Annotated in this window: 23 protein-coding genes and 4 pseudogenes; 8 read left to right on the top strand and 19 right to left on the bottom strand. The window is 68.0% G+C overall.

Annotation, left to right across the window (positions count from 1 at the left end):
• Nucleotides 1–7 precede the first annotated feature (7 nt).
• The 3 genes from HEK131_RS15405 to HEK131_RS15395 all read right to left on the bottom strand — a co-directional run bounded on the left by HEK131_RS15405 (nucleotide 8) and on the right by HEK131_RS15395 (nucleotide 3,128).
• On the bottom strand, nucleotides 8–1,555 hold the full coding sequence (locus HEK131_RS15405) for a CoA transferase (RefSeq protein ID WP_244335746.1): 1,548 nt from the start codon (nucleotides 1,553–1,555) through the stop codon (nucleotides 8–10).
• Between the two features lie 237 nt (nucleotides 1,556–1,792).
• Entirely contained in the window at nucleotides 1,793–2,308 is a 516-nt protein-coding gene (locus tag HEK131_RS15400; RefSeq protein ID WP_244335745.1) for a GNAT family N-acetyltransferase, read from the bottom strand.
• Nucleotides 2,309–2,768: 460 nt separating this feature from the next.
• A complete protein-coding gene (locus HEK131_RS15395) occupies nucleotides 2,769–3,128 on the bottom strand; it encodes a hypothetical protein (RefSeq protein ID WP_244335744.1) in 360 nt (119 codons plus the stop codon).
• A 186-nt stretch (nucleotides 3,129–3,314) separates the two neighbouring features.
• On the opposite strand from HEK131_RS15395, the gene HEK131_RS15390 reads away from it, so the two are divergent.
• Nucleotides 3,315–3,998, top strand: coding sequence for a transposase family protein (locus tag HEK131_RS15390; protein WP_432215631.1), 684 nt, complete (start codon nucleotides 3,315–3,317; stop codon nucleotides 3,996–3,998).
• Nucleotides 3,999–4,205: 207 nt separating this feature from the next.
• Here HEK131_RS15390 and HEK131_RS15385 read toward each other — a convergent pair.
• Nucleotides 4,206–4,349, bottom strand: a pseudogene (locus HEK131_RS15385) (IS5/IS1182 family transposase); the annotation flags it as partial.
• 161 nt (nucleotides 4,350–4,510) lie between these two features.
• Here HEK131_RS15385 and HEK131_RS15380 point away from each other — a divergent pair.
• Nucleotides 4,511–5,041: a GNAT family N-acetyltransferase gene (locus HEK131_RS15380; protein ID WP_244335743.1), complete on the top strand. Its 531-nt coding sequence runs from the start codon at nucleotides 4,511–4,513 to the stop codon at nucleotides 5,039–5,041.
• A 21-nt stretch (nucleotides 5,042–5,062) separates the two neighbouring features.
• On the opposite strand, the pseudogene HEK131_RS15375 reads toward HEK131_RS15380, so the two are convergent.
• The 6 genes and pseudogenes from HEK131_RS15375 to HEK131_RS15360 form a co-directional block, all read right to left on the bottom strand.
• Nucleotides 5,063–5,938, bottom strand: a pseudogene (locus tag HEK131_RS15375) (IS5 family transposase).
• A gap of 60 nt (nucleotides 5,939–5,998) precedes the next feature.
• Nucleotides 5,999–6,209, bottom strand: a pseudogene (locus tag HEK131_RS30305) (IS5/IS1182 family transposase); the annotation flags it as partial.
• Nucleotides 6,210–6,262: 53 nt separating this feature from the next.
• A pseudogene (locus HEK131_RS30300) lies at nucleotides 6,263–6,415 on the bottom strand (transposase); the annotation flags it as partial.
• 35 nt (nucleotides 6,416–6,450) lie between these two features.
• Complete coding sequence (locus HEK131_RS15370) at nucleotides 6,451–6,741, bottom strand: hypothetical protein (protein WP_244335742.1); 291 nt, start codon at nucleotides 6,739–6,741, stop codon at nucleotides 6,451–6,453.
• A 239-nt stretch (nucleotides 6,742–6,980) separates the two neighbouring features.
• Nucleotides 6,981–7,295: a DUF6980 family protein gene (locus HEK131_RS15365; protein ID WP_244335741.1), complete on the bottom strand. Its 315-nt coding sequence runs from the start codon at nucleotides 7,293–7,295 to the stop codon at nucleotides 6,981–6,983.
• A gap of 290 nt (nucleotides 7,296–7,585) precedes the next feature.
• Nucleotides 7,586–8,230, bottom strand: coding sequence for a dihydrofolate reductase family protein (locus HEK131_RS15360; RefSeq protein ID WP_244335740.1), 645 nt, complete (start codon nucleotides 8,228–8,230; stop codon nucleotides 7,586–7,588).
• 149 nt (nucleotides 8,231–8,379) lie between these two features.
• Between HEK131_RS15360 and HEK131_RS15355 the strand changes: the two genes are divergently transcribed.
• Nucleotides 8,380–8,970 (top strand): winged helix-turn-helix transcriptional regulator, encoded by a 591-nt coding sequence (locus HEK131_RS15355; RefSeq protein ID WP_244335739.1) that lies wholly within the window; start codon nucleotides 8,380–8,382, stop codon nucleotides 8,968–8,970.
• 227 nt (nucleotides 8,971–9,197) lie between these two features.
• Entirely contained in the window at nucleotides 9,198–9,638 is a 441-nt protein-coding gene (locus tag HEK131_RS15350) for a VOC family protein (RefSeq protein ID WP_244335738.1), read from the top strand.
• A 395-nt stretch (nucleotides 9,639–10,033) separates the two neighbouring features.
• Here the strand turns inward: HEK131_RS15350 and HEK131_RS15345 are convergent, their stop codons facing one another.
• Complete coding sequence (locus HEK131_RS15345) at nucleotides 10,034–10,741, bottom strand: HAD family hydrolase (RefSeq protein WP_244335737.1); 708 nt, start codon at nucleotides 10,739–10,741, stop codon at nucleotides 10,034–10,036.
• Nucleotides 10,742–11,809: 1,068 nt separating this feature from the next.
• Nucleotides 11,810–12,205 carry a hypothetical protein gene (locus tag HEK131_RS15340; RefSeq protein ID WP_244335736.1) on the bottom strand — a complete coding sequence of 132 codons (396 nt, stop codon included), beginning with the start codon at nucleotides 12,203–12,205 and terminating at the stop codon, nucleotides 11,810–11,812.
• Nucleotides 12,206–12,487: 282 nt separating this feature from the next.
• Here HEK131_RS15340 and HEK131_RS15335 point away from each other — a divergent pair, with 282 nt between their 5' ends.
• Together HEK131_RS15335 and HEK131_RS15330 are read left to right on the top strand one after the other, a co-directional pair.
• Nucleotides 12,488–12,976 (top strand): hypothetical protein, encoded by a 489-nt coding sequence (locus HEK131_RS15335; protein WP_244335735.1) that lies wholly within the window; start codon nucleotides 12,488–12,490, stop codon nucleotides 12,974–12,976.
• 257 nt (nucleotides 12,977–13,233) lie between these two features.
• Nucleotides 13,234–14,031 carry a carbon-nitrogen hydrolase family protein gene (locus HEK131_RS15330; protein ID WP_244335734.1) on the top strand — a complete coding sequence of 266 codons (798 nt, stop codon included), beginning with the start codon at nucleotides 13,234–13,236 and terminating at the stop codon, nucleotides 14,029–14,031.
• A gap of 322 nt (nucleotides 14,032–14,353) precedes the next feature.
• Here the strand turns inward: HEK131_RS15330 and HEK131_RS15325 are convergent, their stop codons facing one another.
• A complete protein-coding gene (locus tag HEK131_RS15325; RefSeq protein WP_244335733.1) occupies nucleotides 14,354–15,208 on the bottom strand; it encodes an NAD(P)H-binding protein in 855 nt (284 codons plus the stop codon).
• 87 nt (nucleotides 15,209–15,295) lie between these two features.
• Between HEK131_RS15325 and HEK131_RS15320 the strand changes: the two genes are divergently transcribed.
• A complete protein-coding gene (locus tag HEK131_RS15320) occupies nucleotides 15,296–15,892 on the top strand; it encodes a TetR/AcrR family transcriptional regulator (RefSeq protein WP_244335732.1) in 597 nt (198 codons plus the stop codon).
• A gap of 164 nt (nucleotides 15,893–16,056) precedes the next feature.
• On the opposite strand, the gene HEK131_RS15315 is transcribed toward HEK131_RS15320, so the two are convergent.
• From HEK131_RS15315 to HEK131_RS15305, 3 genes are all read right to left on the bottom strand, one after another.
• Nucleotides 16,057–16,536 carry a diadenosine tetraphosphate hydrolase gene (locus tag HEK131_RS15315; protein ID WP_244335731.1) on the bottom strand — a complete coding sequence of 160 codons (480 nt, stop codon included), beginning with the start codon at nucleotides 16,534–16,536 and terminating at the stop codon, nucleotides 16,057–16,059.
• A 792-nt stretch (nucleotides 16,537–17,328) separates the two neighbouring features.
• The gene (locus tag HEK131_RS15310) at nucleotides 17,329–17,937 is read right to left on the bottom strand and encodes a hypothetical protein (protein WP_217464591.1); all 609 of its coding nucleotides are present in this window, start codon (nucleotides 17,935–17,937) and stop codon (nucleotides 17,329–17,331) included.
• Nucleotides 17,938–18,812: 875 nt separating this feature from the next.
• Nucleotides 18,813–19,532: a hypothetical protein gene (locus HEK131_RS15305; protein ID WP_244335730.1), complete on the bottom strand. Its 720-nt coding sequence runs from the start codon at nucleotides 19,530–19,532 to the stop codon at nucleotides 18,813–18,815.
• A 218-nt stretch (nucleotides 19,533–19,750) separates the two neighbouring features.
• Here HEK131_RS15305 and HEK131_RS15300 point away from each other — a divergent pair, with 218 nt between their 5' ends.
• Nucleotides 19,751–20,137: a VOC family protein gene (locus HEK131_RS15300; protein ID WP_244335729.1), complete on the top strand. Its 387-nt coding sequence runs from the start codon at nucleotides 19,751–19,753 to the stop codon at nucleotides 20,135–20,137.
• A gap of 139 nt (nucleotides 20,138–20,276) precedes the next feature.
• Here the strand turns inward: HEK131_RS15300 and HEK131_RS15295 are convergent, their stop codons facing one another.
• The 3 genes from HEK131_RS15295 to HEK131_RS15285 all read right to left on the bottom strand — a co-directional run bounded on the left by HEK131_RS15295 (nucleotide 20,277) and on the right by HEK131_RS15285 (nucleotide 21,956).
• The gene (locus HEK131_RS15295) at nucleotides 20,277–21,092 is read right to left on the bottom strand and encodes an SAM-dependent methyltransferase (RefSeq protein WP_244335728.1); all 816 of its coding nucleotides are present in this window, start codon (nucleotides 21,090–21,092) and stop codon (nucleotides 20,277–20,279) included.
• Nucleotides 21,089–21,451: a hypothetical protein gene (locus HEK131_RS15290; RefSeq protein ID WP_244335726.1), complete on the bottom strand. Its 363-nt coding sequence runs from the start codon at nucleotides 21,449–21,451 to the stop codon at nucleotides 21,089–21,091. Before HEK131_RS15290 ends, HEK131_RS15295 begins: the two co-directional genes overlap by 4 nt.
• 367 nt (nucleotides 21,452–21,818) lie before the next feature.
• Entirely contained in the window at nucleotides 21,819–21,956 is a 138-nt protein-coding gene (locus tag HEK131_RS15285; protein WP_244335725.1) for a hypothetical protein, read from the bottom strand.
• Nucleotides 21,957–21,969 lie beyond the last annotated feature (13 nt).

Below are 21,969 nucleotides of genomic sequence, written 5' to 3'. Positions count from 1 at the left end.
TACGGGCTCAGGCGGCTGCCGTGCCCGTCCCGCCGCCGTGCCGGGGCAGCCACTGGGGGCGGCCCGAGCCGCGGGGCACGAGCAGGGACTCCGGGCGGTAGGCGCCCGGGGTGCCGGACATCTCGATCTGGTCGGTCACGCCCTGGTACCGGCCGAGCGGGGTGTCCGCGGTGAAGGTGTGCGGGTCGAGGTAGGCGTGCTGGTCACCGGTGCCCGCGATGTCGTGCGCGTACGCCTTGTCGAAGATCCCGAGTGACAGGATCCACAGGGCGACCCGGGTCAGCGAGACGTGCACGCGGTAGCTGCCGCCCTCACGGGCGCGGCGGCGCAGCGCGGCGACGATCCCGGCGGTGGCGAGCCAGGGCACGAGGTAGTCGTTGACCACCTTGATGTAGGGCAGTTCGGGCTGCTCGGCGCTGCCCTCCAGCGTCATCATGCCCGTGACGCAGCCAGCGGTCTGGTCGAAGCCGACCCGGTCGGCCCACGGGCCACGCTCGCCGTGCAGCGTGACGCCGACGTGGATGATGCCGGGCCTGACCTCGGCCGCCTCATGGGCGGTGAGGCCGAACCGGGCGAGGTAGCCGGGACGCCGGTTGGCGTAGAACACGTCCGCGCCGCGCAGCAGTCCGCGTACGGTCGCCGCGCCCTCGGGGGTGGTGGGCTGCACGGTGGCGGAGCGGACGCCGGTGTTGGCGGTGACGTACACGACGTCGTGCTCCCACTCGGTGGGGCGCCACAGGTTGAGCGCGTCCGCGCCGTACAGGGCCAGGGACCTGCCGATGCCCGCGCCCGCGATGACGTGGCCCATCCCGAGGGCCCGTACGCCCTCCAGCGGGGTACGCGCGCCCTCGGGGAGCGGCTCGGGGGCGCTGTCGCCGATCTTCTCGACCTCGACCAGCGGCAGGTCGGCGAGGACGTCGCGGTACTGCGGTTCGGCGAGGAACTCCTCGGTGGAGCGCAGCATCGGCATCACGACACCGGCCTCGGCGCCGGCCTCCTCCAGCTCGGCGCCCTTCCAGCGGGCGACGGCGTCGGCGACGGCCTCGCGGGCGTCCCAGGTGCGCAGCAGCTTCAGCGTGCGGGCCTTGAGCCCCGGATACATCTCCAGCGGCATCACCCAGCGCCCGTCCCCGGCGCGGTAGAAGTCCAGGGTCATCGGGTTGGCCGGGTCGCTCGGGCGGCCGGGCGGGAAGCCGTTGACCAGCTCCCAGCGGCGGTCGTAGAAGGGGCACAGCCGGTGCGGGGCACGGCGCAGGTCCATCGCGATCGACTGGCCCTCGCCGCCCCTGTCGCGCCACAGAGCGGCGATGGCCACGGACCGGGCGGTCAGCGCGAGCGCCGTCGCGGAGGCGAGGCGCAGCGTGCTGGGTACGACGGGGTCGGCGCCGGTGAAGGTGATCTCGCCGCCCGCGTCACCGGCGCTCAGCCCGACACCGGCGAGCACCTCGTCCAGGCGGGCGTGCAGGTCGTAGGCGTCGTCGGTCGCGGGCTCCCGGATCGCGCGCGTGACCTGGTCGGTGAGCGTTCCGGCGGGGCGGGTGGTGCGGACGGTCATGCTGGGGGCCTTCTTTCCGGCGGAGCGGGGGTGGGGGGCGGGGGCGACGGTGGGGGCAGATACGAATCGATGTATATAGCAACTATCGTGGCCCAGAAATTCCCGCACAAACGTGGTCCGCCTTCCGCCTTCCGCCGCCCGCCGGGGCACCGGGGGAGACCTGGCTCGCCCCGTCATCCCGCCTCCACAGGAAAAAGACCTGGCAGTGGCCCTACCGAGGCGGGAGGCCGTTGCTCGTCAGACCCGCTCGAACGGCTCCGCGTACCGGAAAATCCCCCGCACCGCGGGGTCGTGGGCCGTCAGGACGCGGACCTGGAAGTACTCACCCCACGAGGAGTCCGGTGCGGCGATGCCGTGGTCCGCGCCGGCGCGGAAACCGTAGCGGCCGTAGTAAGCCGGGCTGCCGAGGAGGGCGACGAGGGGCTCGCCCAGGGCATCCGCCGCGCCTAGCACGGTGTGGACGAGGGCGAGCCCGACGCCGCGACGCTGGTGGCCGGGGTGCACGCTGAGCGGGCCGAGGCCCAGAGCGGGGGCGGTGCCGACATGACCCCGGGTGCAGACCACGTGGCCCACCACCTCACCGTTGCCGTCGAGTGCCACGAACGACAGTTCCGGCAGCCAGCCATCGCTGGTGCGCAGTTCGTCGAGGAGGGTCACCTCCACCGGCACCGGCGTCTCCGGCTTGGCGAAGGCCGCCGTGGTGACGGCGCGTACGGCGGGGACATCGGCAGGCGTTTCACGTCGGATCAGCACCGGCCCAGTCTTGGCCCCGAGCTGCGGGTCCGCAAAGGTTTTTGGGAGGCCCACCCATCTGACCTGACCGGTGCGCGAGCAGAGGGCCGGCATCATCAATGGAGACTGGCATCGGCCGCCCGCAGCAGTGGCTGTCGGATGGTCCATCACCTCGATGCCAGTCTCCGAGAGCAACCCATGCCCGTCCACCGCGACACCGGGGGAGGTCCCCAACAGGGTCGCATCCAGCACGCGCAAGCCGTCACCGACATCGCCCGCACGCTCAGACAGACCGCTGAGCAGATCGGCGAAGGTCGCGACGTTGACATGCAGGGGTCGCAGATCGCATCGACGACCTCATCGGTCAAGTCCGACGGCAAGGCACGGTCGCCCGCATCGTTGGCCCCGCAGCACGTTCAATTTGATTGCGATGCTGGAGGGGCAGATCGCCCCGATCTACCGATTGGTCGCTGAAGTTTGGTCAGCCGACCCCGCCGGTACTGCCTTCGCCGCCTCCCCCCTCGACCTCACCACGCGCCCGTTCGGCGCGTCGGCGTATCGCGGCAGAGACTCCCGCCCAGACGGCGAGCACGCAGACCGCCAAGCCGGAGAAGACGACCGGGTTCACCCAGACCGGCACCAGCTCGGTCCCCACCCCCTGCTCCGTAACGCACTGCACGCTCACCGGCAGCGTCATACGCGTCACCACGTGGTCGCCGTCGGCGCCGGAAGCCGCACACATCTGGTCCGGGTCCAAGATGTAGAACCCCGACATTACGCCCCAGGCATACGCGCCCACAGCCGCTGCGCCGGCCAATTGCACGACCAGCGCACATGACATGGCGTCTGGCGACGTCCACCCGTTTGGCGACTGACCGTGACGTGCGCGCCACACAAGCTGAACGGCCGTACCCACGACCACCCATGGACACACGAGGGGCGAGAAGGCAAGGATCAAGAAGAGAACGGCTTCCACGCCTTACCGGACATCGTCGTGGGGCGGCTGGTTCCCTCTTGAGGGCGGTCAGTGAGCAGGGCGTTCCGTGATCCAACCGACGGCCAGCAGACCCGCCCCGGCCGACAGGCCCTGCTGGTCCTGGCCCACCTGCGCCGCGGCGACACCTACGCCCGCCTCACGGCGGGATTGCGCGTCGGAATCGCCACGGTCTACCGCTACATACGCGAGGCCGTCGACCTCTTGGCCGCCCTCGCGCCCACGCTTGCGCAGGCCATGCAGACCATACGAAAGAAGGCATACGTGATCCTCGACGGCACGCTCCTGCCGGTCGACCGCACCGCCGCCGACCGTCCGTACTACTCGAGGAAGAAGCATCACGGGATGAACGTGCGGGTCCTCGCCGATCCGCCCGGAGGCCTGATGTGGGTGTCGGACGCGCTGCCGGGAGGCACGCACGACCTGACCGCAGCCCGGACCCACGGGATCCTCGCCGCTCTGGCAGCCGACGTCATCAAGTGCTGGGCGGACAAGGCCTATCAGGGTGCAGGCTCCGCCATCCGCGTCCCGTTCCGGGGCAAGCACCTGCGCGGCTGGCGCCGACGTCACAATCGGGACCACGCCAACATCCGCAGCCTGGGCGAACGCGCCATGGTGATCCTCAAGTCCTGGCGGCTTCTGCGGAAACTTCGGTGTAGCACCACCCGGATCACCGGCACCGTCCGAGCTGTCGCCGCTCTTGAATTCGCCAGCTGATCACGACGTCTACGGCGACCTGGAGCCAGCTGCCGCACTGGACCTCCTCGACCGGCTGGACCTCCCTACGCACACTCAGCACCGTGCCGAACTGCGCCACGTACTCGCCGCGGGGCACAGGGACCACTGCCACAGCCCTGGTGCCTGGGGCGATGCGGTTCGCTCCTTCTCCTGAGCCGTGGGCCTGGCAGACCAGACGGAGATGTCCGCGATGTGGAGTCCGGCCAGGTAGATGGTCGCGGTCTTCTCGTAGCGGGTGGCGATGCCTCGCCACTGTTTCAAGCGGTTGATGCAGCGTTCGACGGTGTGGCGCTGCTTGTATGCCGCGCGGTCGAACGCGGGTGCGTCGCCGGACTGGCCGGCGGTGAGCGCGAAGGCTAGGGCCTGTTGCGAAAGTCGATCTTGGTCCTGAATGATCAGGCGCCATGTGGGTGCGAGGCGCGAGCAGTTGTGAACTCGGGTCAGCCAAAAATGCCTGATCAGATGGTTCGGACAGTGTTAGCGTCGCCGGCATGCCCGAACTGACCGCACCCACAGGCCAACTCCGTTCCTCATGGCTCGCGGCGCGCGACGAGTGGCCGCCAGGTGCCCACCAGGACGGCACCGGCTTGCGGCTTGCGCCGGACGCCGACATCGCCAGCCCCGAGACTTTCTCGGCGTGGGTCGAGCAACTGAAGCAGCAGTCGGACAGGTCAGTTGCCGTGGGAGAAGGGCGCGTCCATGCCACCCACTGGTGGATCGTCGAGGGTCATTGCTATCTGGGAGCCATCGATCTACGGCACTACCTGAACGCCCTTCTGCTCGATGTCGGCGGGCACATCGGCTACAGCATTCGTCCCTCCGCCCGAAGACGCGGATTGGCCACGTGGGCTCTCGGTGCGGTTCTGCCCGAGGCCCGCGCGCTCGGCTTGGATCGGGTCCTCGTCACCTGCGACGACGACAACGTCGGATCGGCACGCAGCATCGAGCGCAACGGTGGCGTCTTGGAGGATGCCCGCACCACCGACGCGGGCATCAAGCGCCGCTACTGGATCACTCTGTAGGCAGTGGCGCAGCCGGGCTGGTCACAGCCACTCGTCGATGACTGCGACCAGCACGGTCGCCCCAGAACGGACGGCGAGTTTGTCATAGCGCGTGGCTACTGCGCGGTGGCGTTTGAGGCGGTTAATCCCGCACTCGACTGCGTGGCGTTCGCGGTAATCGGTCTTGTCGAACTTCGGCGGTCGGCCTCCGCGAGAGCCGAGGTTCTTACGATTTCGGACGCGGTCCGCCGGAACCGGAATGGTGGGCTTGATGCCGCGTCTGCGCCAGGTAGGCGCGGTTCTTGCGGGAGTCGTACGCCTTGTCCGCGCGGACTCGGTCCGGTCGCTTTCGGGGGCGCCCGAGCCCCAGCCGGGGCACCCGGATCGCTTCCAGAACCGGCTCGAACTGCGGCGCGTCACCCCGCTGGCCAGCAGTGATCACAATCGACAGAGGCTTCTGTCCCTGCTCAACTGCAAGGTGGATTTCTGTGGTCAGCCCGCCTCGGGATCGCCCGAGCCCGTGATCAGCCGGCTCGACGACGATCCCTCCTGGCGGCTCTTTCTGGAGATCCCCCTATTCGCCGCCCCGGCGGCGTGCTGGTGGGCCCGGCGCACCATGGAGTCGACGTTCACGGCCCTGGTGATCAGGCCCTTGGCGTCCGCCTCGGCCTGGAGCTGGGTCACGATCCGGGCCCACATCCCGTCCCGCTGCCAGCGCCGGAACAGGTCATAGACCCGTTCCCACGGCCCGTAGCGTTCCGGCACGTCGCGCCACGGGGCAGCAGTCCGCGTCCGCCACCGTATGCTGTCTATCAACTGCCGCCGCGTCCAAACCTGCGGACGGCCCGGCTTGACGCCCGGCGGCAGCAACGGCTCAAGCCGGGCCCACTGGCCATTCGTCAGATTTTCACGTCCCACGATATGTGATCATTCATGACCAAGATCGACTTTTGCAACGGGCCCTAGTGGCCAGCAGCGGGCATCGGAGGCCAGGTGGATATTTGTGTTCAGTCCACCGCGGGACCGGCCGATGGCGTGGTCTGCCGGTTCGCCTGTTGGCGCCCTTTTTACGGGCTCCGGCCGCGTGCTGGTGCGCGCGCACGGTGGAGTCCACCGAGAAGACACGGTTGAGGTCGTCGTCGGCATCGGCCTGTGCGACCAGCGCGGTGAACACCCGTTCCAAGGTGCCGTCGATGGCCACATCCGCAGCCGGTTGTAGACGCCCCGCCAGTTGCCGTACTTCTCCGGCAGCTGCACCCACTGTGCCCCGGTCTGGAACCTCCAGGCGAGTGCGTCGATCACTTCTCGGTGGTTCCGCCATCGGCCACCCCGCTTCGGTGTCCGGTCCGGGAGTAACGGCTCGATCTGCGCCCACTGCGTGTCCGTCAACGGCACACCCGGACAACGAGCAGACGATCCGGAGGGAGCGACTACACGCAGCCGGTGCCATCGGCCTGGACGGCAACTGTCCACCAGGAGGTCACTCTGGCAGCCATCGCTTCCGGCTCTGACGGCAGAGGGGTGAGACCGAAGTGATCTTCCAGCTCGCGCCGCAGGAACTCGCCGATCTCCTCTTGGCCGACGCCAAGCCGGAGCCGCTGCAGGAGAGGGACGAGCATGCAGTCGTACTCGTCTTGCACCTCATCAGCGACGCCGATCGGATCCCACTCATTGAGCAGATGCCGCAGGCCGTTCTCAGTGACGTCGGTTCCTGGTCGCATCGCTCCAGGGTGCCACCCTGGAACCGCCGTCATCACTCGCCCCCACCTTGATCCAAACGAAACCGCCTAGTGTCGTCCGGATGCGCGACTCTCACCGACTAGGCAGAGCGGAGATGCGCTCCCGCCCGGCGTGACGCCGGCGCCGACCTTGGTGAGCCCGTATACGGGGGGTGTGGCGCGGGATGGCCCGGACGAATGCTCCGAGGATGTGTCTTGGAAGCGGCCCGAGGAGTCGCTGGCTACTCCCGGCGGAGAGGGGCGAGCCAGCTGCCGTCCTGGAACTCGGCGGGGACCTCGTCCTCCCGCGGATCGATGCCGCGACGCTCTAGCTCGTCGAACCATCGGTCTCGCTGTGACTCGGGGAGGCGTCGTCCGCACCACGGGCAGAAGTCGATGGTGATGCTCGACGTGCCGCCGTCGTGGATGATCAGCCCGTACTCCTGGAACTTGGCGCTGTGGTCAATCAGCGCGTCCGGGCAGGCGAAGGCGTCGTTGTGCTGGTCGCAGCGCGCGTTCACGCGGCTGGTCATCGCCTCGCAGCAGTGACTGGTCATGACCTCGGCTTCTCGTCGATCGCACTATGACCAGAAGTAGATCACGGTCTGCGATGGTCACCGGGTGGTCCCGTTCTCCGCCCGAAGCCGCTGACGAGCTGCCCTGAGTCGCTGGCCATAGTCCGCCGCGAACAACTTGGGAAGTGTCTTGCCCAGCGTTCCAGCGATTCGATGGATCGGTGACCATACGGCCGGAGCGTCGATGACGCGACTCAGGTTCGTCATGAGTGTTGCGGCTCGGAACCTGGTCAGCCGACCTCAGTCGGCGATTGCCGCCTGCGCGACGACCGCTACGGCCGGGTGAAAGTCATGTGTGTGACGCCGCTGGGGGTTGTCACGGACTCGACCTGGAAGCGCTCCTCCAGTCCTTCGAGTCCGTCCCACAGGCGCTCGCCACGGCCCAGAACGATCGGGACGACGGCGATGTGCAGATGGTCGATGAGATCTTCGGCGAGGAACTCGCGGACCGTGGTCGGCCCGCCACCGATCCTCACGTCCAGGTCGCCCGCGGCCTCGCGCGCCTGACGGAGGGCCTCCTGCGGCGTGGCGTCGATGAAGTGGAATGTGGTGCCGCCCTCCATCTCCACCGGAGGCCGGGGGTGGTGGGTCAGGACGAACACCGGGGTGTGGAAGGGCGGGTTGGGCCCCCACCAGCCCTTCCAGTCGTCGCTCTCCCATGGCCCGCGCTGGGGCCCGAACTTGTTGCGGCCCATGATCTCCGCGCCGATGCCGACATCCCAGGTACCGGCGATGGCGTCATCGACCCCAGCGCTCCCGTCCGGCTTGCCCAGCATCCGCTGGAAGGTCCGGGTCGGGAAGAACCACTCGTGGAGCCGCGTGCCGGCGTGGCCGAACGGGGCGTCGAGACTCTGCCCCTCACCGGTGGCGAATCCGTCGATGGAGACGGAAAAGTTGTGGACCCTCACACGGGACATGGCCTGGCCTCCTACCCCCGAAGCAGTGTGCGTGCGAACTGCAATCACCAGCCGTGGGCGAACCTAGAGTCGGTGGTAGCAGAATGCCATCACTGGCGGTGGCCATGCGAGACAAATCGCGATGCGCATGCGTGATAAACGCTGCCGTGATGGCGCTCGGGGACCAGTGGAGCCTCATCGCCCTGCGTGACGTGATGTCCGGCGGGCGCCGACACTTCCCTGAGCTGCTCAGCCACTCCGAGGAGGGGATCGTGTCGAACATCCTCAGCAGCCGTCTCAAGGCCCTCGTCGTCGGCAGTCTCCTCACGCAGGAGCAGGCTGACGAGGGCGGCGAGCGACCTATCCTCACGCAGGCGGGCACCCCGACAGTCCCCATCATGGTCGCGCTCGGCTCCTGGGGATGCGGCACCGCCCGGCTCGCCACCTTCATGCTCCGCCACCAGGGAATGGCGGGCCCTGCGCGGTGGAGCGCTGATGCGTGCGGGGTCCGGATCAACGACGGCCGGTATTCCTTCCGCGATCCGGAGAACCGTGACGCGTTGCCCGATCGCCGACTGGCCCAGCCATCGGCCGCCCTGGACCTGGCCCACCCCGGTTTCCTCGGTGAGGTGTGCCCCACCGAGGGGTGTCCGGACGGCTGCCGGGCCGAGCCCCGTTCCACTACGGCCTGTCCCCGCCGGGCCGAGTACACGAGATGGCTCGCCACTCTGATGCCGGAATCCGTGTGCAGCTCCGTGTGAAAGAGCGTGAGGGCCACTCACTGGGACCACCTCGCTGACCAGACAAGGACGGCGGCGAGATGGAGTCCGGCGAGATGCGAATTTCGGGCATGTGCCAACGAGATCCGAGCGGTGCACCCCCGTTCGCCGAGATTCCTGGCGAAGGATGTCGAGAACGTACCGCCGGTACCGTCCCAGGCACATCAGCGGCCACCACCGGCCGCACGAGGAAGTGAGGAGAAACCAGCATGGCGATTCAGCGGATGGACAACGTCGGCATCGTCGTCGAGGACATGGATGCGGCCATCGCGTTTTTCGTGGAACTCGGTATGGAGGTGGAGGGCAGGGCAGAGGTCGAGGGCCCCGTCGCCGACCAGTGCACCGGACTCGACGGTGTCCACTGTGACATCGCGATGCTCAGGACCCCGGACGGTCATAGCCGCATCGAGCTGGCGAAGTACCGCAGCCCCGAGGTGATCAGCGCCGGGCCGCGCAACCAGCCGCACAACGTTCTGGGCACGCACCGCATCATGTTCGCCGTCGACGACATCGAGGGGACTGTTGCCCGTCTGCGCACCCATGGCGCAGAACTCGTAGGCGAGCTGACACAGTATGAGGACAGCTACCGGCTCTGCTACGTCCGCGGCCCCGAGGGCATCATCGTCGGACTGGCCGAACAGCTGAGCTGAAGGCCGGCGCGGGGGCTGGTGCGCCCGCAGGCCCTCCGGCCGCCACTGTTGACGACTAAGTACTCCCGTGCCAAATGGACTTCGTCGCCACATGTCCCAGGTTCGGTGGTACGGCGCCGGAGTGCCGCCGGCCACCGGCACCCCGTTGGGCGGGGCGGAGATGTATGAGCTGCTCTCCCTCAGGGAACCCCTCCAGTCCGGGCGGGCAACGAGCTTCCAGTCAGGCTGCGCAGGGCGCGGAGGCTGGGTGGACGGAGGCGCGGTGGCGAGAGGGGAGTCTGGCAGGCGGGGCGTGTACCACCCAGTCGCCTTCCGGATCATCGGATGGCGCCCTGCCGGACCACGCACGCGGTGATGCCGCAGGAACCGGACATGGCAGCGGAGTGAGACACGCCTCAGGAACGGCGGCCCAGCGGGCTCTGGGGGAGTGAGGAGAGCAGCCGGTCCGGGCCGTCGTACACCACGTCTGCGTCGGCTTTCTCAAGGTCTTCGCGGGGGATCCCGCCGCAGAGCAGCCCCACGCAGGTGACTCCCGCCCGGCTGCCCGCTTGCATGTCCCACACGGTGTCGCCGACGAACACCGATCGCTGCGCTACCGCGCCGGCCAGCTCCAGCGCCCTGGCCACCGGCTCTGGGGCGGGCTTGCCCTCGGAGACGTCGTCGGCGCTCGCCATGCCGCAGATCGCCTCGTCGGCGTCGAGCGCGGTACGCAGCGCGGACAGCTCCTGGCCGCTCGCCGACGTGGCCAGTACGACCTTCCAGCCGTCGTCCGCCAGGCGCCGCAGCAGCAGCCCGGCCCCAGGGAGGGCGGTCAGGCGCCCGAAGTACTGTCCGTACAGCGTTTTGTGCGCGGCGCTGAGTGCCTCCGCCTCCCCACGGGCCCGGTCCGCGCCCAGCAGATGGGCCACGAGGTCACTCGAACCGAGACCGATGGCCCGGTGGATCGCCTGCGTCGGCACGTCATGCCCAGCCTGCCGCAGAGCTTCCCACCACGCCGTGACGTGCAGGTAGTTGGTGTCCACGAGAGTGCCGTCCACATCGAACACGGCGGCGCGAGCCGCGCCTTCGCCGCCGTTCGCGGTCCGGTCGTCGGTGGGGGGCATGAAGCGCACGTCCTCTCCTCACACCTGCTGTCCGCCACGCCTGCTCCGCCCGCTCGCGGCGGTCACCGGCTCGGCATTCGCTGCCGAGTACCCGCTTTCCACCGAGTGATGCCAGGCGTTTGATCTCGCCGGGGGCAACCGCACCTCGGATCGGCAGAGGCGGGCCGAGGTGCGGTTGTGAAGGCCTCGATGACGAGCGTCTGGGCCCAGCCGTGTCCGCTCCGCCGCCGTTAGCGGACCCCGTCCGGTGGCCGCCATCACATAGTGCCGGTAGGCCCAGTCGGCCCTTCGGGGGGCCGCGCACGCATGCCAGCGCCTCCTCGGCCGGAGGCTCGACGGTGGGAAGGTGGGCGATGAGGTCGAGGTGGTGGACCGTGCTCTCGACGGCGAGCGTCGTGACCAGGTCATCGGGTCCCTACTGCAATCGGCGGCCGACAGCGTGAGAGGAAGTTCCTACACCGCACAGGTAATGCGTTACGGGGCCGATGGTCCTACGCCGCTCCTCGGCACGCGGCTCCCTCGGTGGTCCGTTTCCCCGACGTCAGCTGCTGCCGCAGCCACCGCCGCCGCAGGACGACCCGCACGACGAGCTCCCACAGGAGTGTCCGCTGCCGCAGGAGGGGCCCCCGTGGCCGTGCCCACCGGACGACGAATCGGAGTTGCCTCCCACCACCCACCAGCTCGACCCGCCGTCCGACGCAGCCGAGCCCGACGACGGCGAGGACGCCGACGATCCGCGCGACGGCTTCGTGAGCGAAAACCGGCGCCGGTCGCGGCGCTCCTTCTGGTGGTCCCTCACCCCCACGATCACGGTCACGGCCACGGGTACGACCACCAGCACGGTCACCAGGAAACTCTCCCCACTCATCCCCCACCCCCTTCGTCCCCCGGAACGCCCCGGCACCGGGCCCTGCGGCGCGGTGCCCGGGGGGTGCCCGCTCGCGGAACGCCTCAAAGCGGAGTTGAGGAAGTCCAGAGCATGGGCGGGGGGGCCATTAACTCCGGCGCACGCCCTACCTCACCTCCGCCTCGCGAGGCTGTTTGAGTCGCGTGGGCGGCCAGACACGCTCAATGGCCACCCGTATGCGGGCGCGCGGGGCGTGGCAGCGGCTGACGCCAGTCGCCCAGCTTCGTGAGGAGGAACTGACGGGTGAGGGAACGTATGTCGTCCCACGCCGGTTCTGTGGTCAGGGAGTTGACCCATAGGCCGACGCGGCAAGCGGTGTCGATCTCGCCAAGGCGACGGCCGATGGCCCGAAGGCCGCGCAGATCCGCAGGCTCGAACACTCCACGTTCAGCGAGTCCTTCGGAGACCCGGCAGAGAAGTTCCGCCTCCTCGACTACGTCCACCATCCCCAGCTCACGCTCGCCCAGCCAGGCAATCTGGTCCTGAACGTCGGCTGCGAGGAGGGCCATGAAGCGCAACGTCCAGGTGCGCAGGTTGGTGTCGGCCAGATGGTTCACCACTGCAGGATCGCACCTGGTTCCGAAGCCCCGTGCGAGGGCACTGAGAGGCGGAGGGCCGGCGCAGCGCCTGCGGACGCCGTAGCGCGAGTGCTGCTGCAGCGGTTGACCAGGGTCAGGGAGCAATAACTCCCGAAGTCGAGGACCCCTGCTCTCTGTTCTCGTGCCCAAGGTCAACCCCACCACGGGCACGCGATCGTGCCGGCCTGATGAGCCGTGCTGAGGGCAGGGCTTGAGCAATATCCAGTTGTGCCAGCACCAGAAGATGCCAGAGTCGCCGTCATGACCTTGATGAACGTGCTCGTCGACTTCGCCCGGACCGGCCGTATCGGCCCGCTTCACTGCGGCATGCCGCTGACCGAGGCAGAGGATCTCCTGGGCCCAGGACGTCCGCACCCGGCAATCCGGATGAGACCGGATATCGACGGCTACCCCCATGCTTGGGACGGCCTGGAGCTGGTTATCACCCAACGCCTTGTAAGCGGAATCTGGATCAGACTCCGGCCAGGCTCGACGACCAGGCTGCCGCCGCTGGTCCTGCCCGAATCAGAGTCCTACCCATCCGCGGTGCTCCGAGAAGACCTGATCGCCGGCCTTGACGCAGTCGACTGCCGCCACGACGTCAACGACCGCCTCACGTTCGGAGAGCAATCCAGCATCCTCACTCAATCCGCCAACGTCTGCGCGGTATTCTTCACACCTGGCCGTGACGACGACGTGCCCCATCATGAACGCCTCTATCTCGGCGTGCTTCACAAGCACACTGCCTGACATCTTTGATTCCACAGAACGCCCTGGCCGACCCTCTACTGGTATTTCATCTGGTGGCACGACAGACGGCATCGCCGTACACCTCCAGGCTCACCCTGCGCACAGGATCCGCGAGGCCGAGGGCGGAAAGACAGGGCCGAGCGCAAAGGGTCGGCTGAGGTGCGGGGCGCATGCGCGGCTGCTGGCGATGTTGCTTGCAGGGGGAGTTGATCCGGATCGCCCCGTGCATGTCCGGGCCGTGCAGCACAATGAGTCGCATGACAAGACTTCGCATCGCGCTCGCCAACCTCGAAATACCCGAGAGTCCAGAAGACTCCGTGGCGCGAGCCGAGCGTGCGGTCAGAGACGCTGCTGCTGCCGACGCGCGTATCGTGTGCTTCCCGGAAGCGTACGTGCCGGGCTATCCGTGGCCGCTGCGATCGCGTAAGGCCGTGAGCGCCAACTTCCTGGAAGCTGCGCACGAGCGCATCGCCCAGGCCGCGCGGGAGAGCCGCATCTACGTGGTGCTCGGTACGGAGCGGTACGTTTCGGACAAGCCGCGTCTGACCACGCTCGTGCTTCGACCCGACGGTGATCGAGCGGGTTATCAGGACAAGGTACAGCTCGACCCCGACGAAGACTCCAGATACGAGGCGGGTAGTGGTCGCCGGATATTCGAAGTCGACGGCATTCGTTTCGGCATCGTGATCTGTCACGAGGGTTTTCGCTATCCGGAGACGGTTCGCTGGGCCGTTCGCAACGGTGCCCAGTTGGTGTTCCACCTGCACTATAGCGAAGCAGAGCCCGACGCGTTCCAGCCAACTGAATTCGCCGACCCGAGAAACTCCTTCCACGAGAAGGCATTTCTGTGTCGCGCCGCCGAGAATAATTGCTACGTCGCCGCCGTCAACTGCGCGAGCCCAGGATCGCCCACGACATCCGCCGTAGTGCGGCCGGACGGCACGCTGCTTAGCCATCAGCCTTACGGAGAACCTGGGCTGTTGGTCTGCGACATCGATCCCGCCGAAGCCACGCCACTGCTCGCGCAGCGTCTGAAGGCTCAACCGCTCGGCTGAGGTCGCGGCTGTGGGCCGAGCCTGAGATCGACGCTCAACACACGCTCAACACACGCTCATCACCGAACAAGTGAGGGCATGCCGGAAACGCGAGTTGGGCCGCGCCCCTGAAATGGAGCCCCGGTGCGTGCAGGGGGCTGAACGTGTAGCTGTCATTGGCGTTGGCAGTCTCGGAGCCAGCGTGGGCTGGAACCTGTCGCGGAACGGGGGAGAGAGGCGCCTTGAGCCTGCGCTGACGGTGCCCGGCAAGGCATGGGGTGCACGGACGCTGGGATGGCCCCCAAGCCGTTACAGCGAGTCGACCTACAGCGCGCGGGGACGGCTATGCCCCCTCCGTGAACGCCTTGGCGTGGTCGACGGCCCACTGGCTAAACGTCCGCGGCGCCGTCCCGAGGATGTCAGCCACCGCGGTGGTGACGTACGCGGGCTTCCCGACAGCCGCGCTCCACGCGGAGAGCAGCATGTCGACGACCGAGCTGGGCGCCGTGCCCTCCGACAGGCTGCGGAACTCGTCCGGCGTCATCTCCTCGAAGTCGATCCGGCGCCCCAGGACGTCACCGATGACGTCCACCTGCTCGGCCTGGGTGAGTGATTCGGGGCCCGTAAGCACGTAGTCGCCCCCTATGTATCCGTCCCGGTAGAGCGTCCGCGCCGCGACGGCTGCGACGTCGCGCTCGTCGACCGGTGCCGACTCGGCGGCGCCGTAAGGCCACCGGACGACCTCGCCGGCCCGGATCGCGGGTGCCCACCAGGCCAGCGAGTTCGACGCGAGCATCCCCGGCCGGATGATCGTCGACTCGAGTCCGGTGGCCGCGATGAGCCGCTCGATGTCGGCGTGCAGCACCGCCATGGGATTGGGCTGCTGGAAGAAGGGGTGCGGCGTCCGGTGAGGGGAGGAAAGGAAGACGATCCGCCGCGCGTGGGATGCCAGCCGCTCGACGACTGCCGCGGCGGTCTGGGGAGGGGCGGTCCAGACGAGGAAGGCCGCACCGACGCCACTCAGTGCCGGGTCGAGCGATTCGGGCACGGTGAGGTCGCCGGTGAAGACCTCGGCCTTCGCCGGCAGCGTCGACGCCATCTCGGAGCGATGGGCGAGGGCACGGACCGGCACGCCCGCGTCGAGGAGTTGGTCGATGACGACGCGGCCGACCCGGCCCGTCGCCCCGGTTACGAGCACGGGAGGAATGTCCATCTGATTCATGCCGCCCATGAAAGCGTTACTCGGTTAAAAAAGCAACTCGGTAACGAATGTTACGCTGGTCAGATGAGCGAGTCGACGGGACTGCGGGCCCGCAAGAAGGAGCGGACGCGCGACGCCATCGGCGACGCGGCCGTCTCGCTGTTCCTGGAGCACGGCTTCGACCGCGTCTCGGTCAACGACATCGCCGCGGCGGCCGATATCTCCAAGCCGACCCTCTTCCGGTACTTCCCCACCAAGGAAGATCTGGTGCTGCACCGGTTCGCGGACCACCAGGGCGAGGCGGCGCGCGTCGTACGTGACCGGGGGTCCGGCATCGAGCCGGTGACGGCGCTGCACCAGCACTTCCGGGCCGGCCTCGATCGGCACGACCCCGTCACCGGCCTCAACGATCATCCCGAAGTGGTGGCGTTCCATAGGCTGGTGTTCACCACACCGAGCCTTGCGGGTCGGCTCACGCAGTACCAGCTCGAAGACGAGGAGGCACTGGCGGACGCCCTCGGCGAAGGCGTCCAGGCCCGCCTTCGGGCCGCCCAGGTACTCGCGGTCCAGCGGGTGCTCGCCCGGACCAACTGGCAGAGGATCGCCGACGGCCGAGCCGCCCGCGACGTCCACCCCGAGGCCGTAGCCGACGCCGACCTGGCATTCAGCCATCTGCGGTGACGGGTGGCACTCCCGGTCGAAGAAGGCCCCGCCGCCCGGCGCACGCGTTGCCAAGGGTCGGGTCAGCCCCCGGATGCTGGCGGCCAGGCGTGCCGGAGAACGTGCCGGTGGCCGTGCATGGGTCGATCCGGCGGCGACGTAGCGCTCCCTGAGTCTCCCCGGACTCAGGTCGCCGAGCGCAGTCGGTCCAGTTCGCTGCTGATCGCATCGCGCAGCACGTCATGCTGCGGGCCGAGCCTGAACTGCTCGTCACTCCACCGTTCGCGCGGATAGAGCCACACCGGCCTGCCCACCACATCGGCCGGCTCCCACTCGAACCGCGGCCAGACATGCGCATGCAAGAACGGGTCTGTATTCCCCAGGATCTCCAGGTTGACCCGTCGGAAGCCCGGGTCCAGCCGCCGACAGACACGCTCGACCGCTTCACCGAGCTGGTCCATGTCGGACAGGAACGACAGCCGTTTCGCCTTCGGAAGGTCAGACAACCGCTGCGCATCGGGCTCGTCCACGAGCAGAACCGAGTAGCCAGGCAGGAACTGGACGTCCCCGATCACCGCAAACCCCGCTGTCAGGCGTCGCAGGACGGTCGGGTTCTCGCCCCTCAGAGCAGTCCCGATCCGGTCCAACCGCCAGTCACCAGTCATGGCCAGAACTTAATACCGGTGATCAGGGATCGCTCTTCGATCCTTGATTTCCCTACATGGTTCCAAGACCAAGCAAGTGCGGCGAGGAGGGGCTGCGACGGTTGTCGCGTGCTCACCGCAGCGAGTCGGGTTCGGCGATGGGCGTACCTGAGACAGCAACACCCGCGGAGAGCAGGCGCTGGATCTCGCTACGCGCAAGCCAGTGCGTTCCGTCGGCCTCGCGCGCGGGTACCGCGACCGTGTCCATACGTGGTGCACCAAGCTTGCAGATCGGCGCATCGCCAGGGCCGTTGGCCCGCAGAACCGGTCACCGTCTCCGGCGACCAGGCGGCCGCCGGGCGTACCAGGCACCGGCAGCAGTCCGCCCGCCGCTCGCCCCGCGCTCGGTGACCCCGACCGGCAGCCCCCGCCCCCCTTGCCTGAGCGGGCCGGGGTCATCGAGCAGGGCATTGGAAACAGGATCAGGACTCGCGCCGCTGCCGAAATGCTCGCGGCCGCCGCCGTTGTACCCGGTCCGGCTTCAGCCGTCGCAGCCGAGGCCGTACACCGGTCCGACTACGGGCCGTACCGGACCGGGTGTGCCTGATGGTGCTGGACGCGGCAAGCACGTCCAGCACCATCAGGGCCACGGCCGGGCGTTCCTCGGCCGTGCCACGAGGTCATTGAGCGGAACGGCACTCCGACGTGCGGGAGTTACCTTCCGACGGCTCCCTCGGCCACTCAGGGGTCGACCGGGTGTACTGCATGAGTTCTCGGCGTTCTCTCAGGCTGAGAACCAGAGGTAACGCCGACTCAGATGGTCGGGGTGTCGTCGACGACCGGCCTGTGTATCTCGATGACCGGCTTCCACCCCGCGGTGAACTCGATGAAGTCCGCACGGGCGGGGTAGGTGTCGATCGCGCGACGGTCACGCTTGGGGCTGTCGCCCCCCTTGCGTCCCCGGGGAACCTGCTCCTCGAAGATGTCGACCTTCACGTCGGGAACCTCCTTGAGGCCCTGGCGCCAGATCTGCACGACGTCGGCGCCGAACGCCTGCCGGGCCGCAGCGTAAAGGGCCGAGAGGGCCCCCTTGTCCCCATTGGGGACGAAGAGCGCCAGGTCCAGCACGACGCCGGCGGACTGGAGGACCTCGATGGTCGCCGAGCCGTTCTCGTCGGCCAGGTAGATCCCGGCTTCATTCTCGTCGTCGGGAAGGCAGGAGACTTCTTCCTGGAATATGGTCCTCGCCGTGACCGAACCACCCTCGAAATCCTCACCGGACTTGGTCAGGAAAGCAGGTACATAGCAGCCGGGAATCTTGAGTTCTGCCGTGTCGGCGGAAACGAAGAGCCTGTCCTTCATGTCGAGCTTCGTCACCTCTTCCATTGAGAGGCGGCGAGCGGCGATCTTCTCCGTGTTCACGATTTCCCTTTCAGGTTGCACTGTCCCTGCGAACAAGGACGCTATCACGAAACCCTGAGGTCAACTGCCCAGCAATCGTTGGGTAAATGACCCCTGACGACCTGCACGGGAGGGTGCCGATGCGAGTCCCGCTCGACGGGGGAACACGCACCCGCCAGGCAGTGTCCCTCGTCATGGTGTGGGGGATCAAATGGCGGTTGCATTCCGGTGCGTTGGGTGTCACGAGGGAACTAAAAGAGAGTTTACGGTAGATACCACCCATAGCGTCTTCGAGGGTGAGGTGAGGCGTTTCATTCGTCACGCATCTCGAAGAGCGCAGCGCAAACAGACCGGATGATCCCACAACGCAACAACGCAGCCTCCCACCGGCAACATCTGGATGAAGCGCGAACCGGAAGACGCGTACCACTGCGCCCTCTTCGGTGAGCGGCGCGCACCGTCCCCATGCCCGAGTGTCGCCCCCTGCCTGACTGGAGCCCCCTGGGCTGTCATCGACTCCTTCGGGGCGTCCAGTGGGACTCCGGCGCGCGCTCGGAATGAGGTCCTGTGCGGGCGCGCCGACCACCATCGGGCCGGCCAGCGTTTCTCGGGCTGGCTACCGCTGGCGTCGGTGCAGTACTCAGCCTCATCGGGTGAGACAGGGGCAGCGGCCGCCGCCGGTTTCCTCTTGTTGCCTCAGGCCGAGGTCTAGGAAACGTGCACGGCGCCGACGATGCATGGAGGGCTTCGTGGGAGGGCCGGGCGGAGGAAGTCGTCGCGCTGACCCCGGTGCATCCGCTCATCATGCGGCCGTAGTCCTCGGCCCCACTCCGCGTCGGCGTTTTCGAGGCCGCAGCGCTGACACCGTCGGTGTCAGCCCGCCCCCGTTTCCCGACTCAGTCGGGCCGACTGTTCAGACCCTCATGCACCAACCCGTGCGGATAGCCGAACCGCTCGCCGAGAGCGACGAGACTCGGTTTGTCCGCCGATACTTGGTACGCCTTCATGGCCCGAAGGAACAGCCGGTAGCCAAGGTCCGCGCAGGACTCGGTGACCACCTGCTCCAGAGCCTGGACGAGGCCGGTCACTGGCGTGCCAAACGGAGGGTGCTCGGCTGCGAGGCCCAGACGCCGCGCGACCGGATGGATCTCCTGGAGGACGGCCCGCCGCAGCTTCTCGTCCGTCACGGGCTGCGGCGGCGGGGGAACGAACGCCGGATCGTCCTCGAGCACCCGGGCCAGCCATGCCTCTTCCGCCCGCCGCAGCCAGGAGCGGGCGCTCATGCCTTGCTCGCGTGGGTCGAAGATGCCGTGGGTGGCGGCGAGCCAGACCGTTCGGACGGTCTCTTCCGGCAGTGGTGAGCGCAGCAGGCGCTGCACGTCCTGGCCCAGTTGGGCGGCCTTGGAACGGTCGAATTGGTCGACCGACGATTCGGCCAGCCTGAGCCACACCGTGACGTGGCCGCCGTCGAGGGGGTTCGGTCCGGCCAACTCCGCGTAGACCTCGTCCAGTACTTGCCATCGCGAGGCCAGCCAGGTAAGTCCGACATCGGTCACGAAGATGTCTTCGAGGAAGTCCTCCTCGACGCCGCTCTCGTGTTCGTGCGCCACGGTCATCCTTCCAGGGAGAGGCGTACACGACCTACTTGCCGTAGGGGTGCGCACGGTTGCCCTTGCCGGTGTATCCGAGCTGGACGGTGACCCAGTGGGAAGTGGGCGAGCGGCTCAAGATGCGGCCTACTCCAGTCGGCGGGTCCGGCGCCGCAGACATAGGCCGGTGGAGCCGAGTGCCAATAGGACCCGGCCTGTCCTAGATCCCGAATACCTTTCCGCGCATGAGCCATGAAGACATCTCAGCATCAACGTTCCGCTACTCGGCTGTGACCTTCGACTGCCCTGACCCAGCCGAGCTGGCCCACTTCTACGGGAAGGCCCTCGGTCTGCCTGTGGTCTTCTCCGCCGAGGATTTCGTCCTGCTCGGCCAAGAGGGAGCTGCTGGACTGGGATTCAACCGGCTCGCCGACTACCGCCGCCCCACCTGGCCGGACCCCTCCCAGGAGAAGCAGGCTCACATGGAAATCGGAGTCGACGACTTGGACGCCGCTCAGGCTCGCCTCCTCGCTCTGGGCGCCGTCAAGCCCGAATTCCAGCCGGACCCCGACCGGTGGCGGGTCCTGCTGGATCCCGCAGGCCACCCCTTCTGCGTATCGACCCTGGTCTGAGGGTGACCGTGCCGCGAGCACCTGGACTCGGGCGGGGGACCGGACAGGGGCGGGGGAGGGGACCGCGGCCGTGCGGCGCGGTCCCCGCTCCCTCGGAAGATGCCTCGCCCAGTCGGTCGCACGATCGGCCGGGCACCGGTCAGCGCTTGATGCCCACGCCCGCCAACAGGCTGATCTGGGCGTCCGTGGGCTCCGGCCCCTCGGCCGGGCCGGCGGGCCGCCAGCGGTGGCAGCACACGATGCCGGGGTCGATCAGGTCGAGTCCGTCGAAGAAACGGCGGACATCGCTGTGCGAACGGAACCGCACCGGAGAACCGGACTTGGTGTAGACCTCCGCGACCTTGTTCCAGGTGACGGGGTCGAAGTCGGGGGTGCAGTGGTTCATGGCGAGGGCGCTGCCCGGCGGCAGCGGGTCGAGCAGCCGGCGGACGATGGCGTACGGGTCGTGCGGGTCGGTGATGAAGTGCATGAGCGCGTTGAGGGAGAGGGCGATGGGCTGGTCGAAGTCCAGTACCTCGGAGGCCTCCACGGCGCTTATCAGCGCATCGGGGTCCCTGATGTCGGCTTCGACGTAGGCCGTGCGTCCCTGTGTTGTGCTGCGCATGAGGCGCTCGGCGTACTTCAGGACGAGGGGGTCGTTGTCGGCGTACACGACACGGGCGTTGGCGGCGACGGACTGAGCGACCTGGTGCAGGTTGGGCTCCGTCGGGATCCCCGTGCCGATGTCGAGCCACTGGCGGATGCCGTGCTCCTGCGCCAGGACCCGCGTGGCACGGTGCATGAACGCACGGTTCTCGCGAGCGGTCATGTAGATGCCGGGGTGTGCGTCGGCGGCGACCAGGGCCGCCTCCTTGTCGATCTCGAAGTGGTCCTTGCCACCGAGAAAGTAGTCGTACATCCGGGCCGAGTGCGCCTTGCTCGTGTCGAGATCCCGGCCGACCTGCCTGGTGCTCATGTTCTCCCCTTTACGCGTGTGTCTGTCGGCCCGCAGGCCAGGAACTGGACTGGTGTCGCCGGGACGACGTCGCGGTAACGGGCCCACCAGTCGGGCTCGTCGGCCTGCTCGGCCAAGTCGATGAACTCGTCGCTCACCTGGCGGTCCGCTCCGTAGGTCTCCAGGAGCTTGTCCGCGTAGAGAGGCCTCAGCGCGACCTCGCCCCTTTCCGGCCGACGGACCGTCAGGGTCTGCACGCGCAGGGTTTGTGCCGCGTCCTCCAGCGAGGCGCAGGTGTCGAGTCGGATGTCCTGCAGCCGACGGTCGCCGATCACACGCAGGACTGGCGGCGTGCTGGTGCCGGGACGGGCTTCGCTCACGCCCAACCTCCTGAGTGACCGTCAACGACACGATTCTGACAGCGACTTGGTGTTGACGCCAGGGTGATTACGCGCTGTTGAAATTATCAGGAAGCCGGTTGCAGCGTAGGCCGGGATTCGCGTGTGCTTGGGCGTGATCGGCCGTTGACTCCGTAGGGGACGGACATGTCTGGCCTGCAGACCGGCCGCCCTCGCCGGGTCCGCAGCGCGTCCCGAGACCCGGGCTCATCAAAGATCAGGCGGGACGAGCGGGCCAGAGCATCCGCATCCTCGTTCTCGACCGCGCACTGAGCCGGTGTCCGGTACTCACTCACCATCGCCCATGTCCTTGGCGGGGACCGAACGTTCGCCCACGCCCTAGGCGCATTCAGCGCCTGGCGCCGAAGGCGAACTCCACCCAGTTGGAGAACTCGATGGCTAAGTGCCAGCGGTGCTCGGAGAGGATGCGCGGGAGGGTCGTACGGGGAAACTCGACGCACAGGCGCGCGGAAGCCTCCCGGCACATCCCGGAACTCGTG

Source organism: Streptomyces seoulensis (assembly GCF_022846655.1).
GTDB lineage: Bacteria > Actinomycetota > Actinomycetes > Streptomycetales > Streptomycetaceae > Streptomyces.
This window is presented reverse-complemented; position numbering and strand designations above follow the sequence as displayed.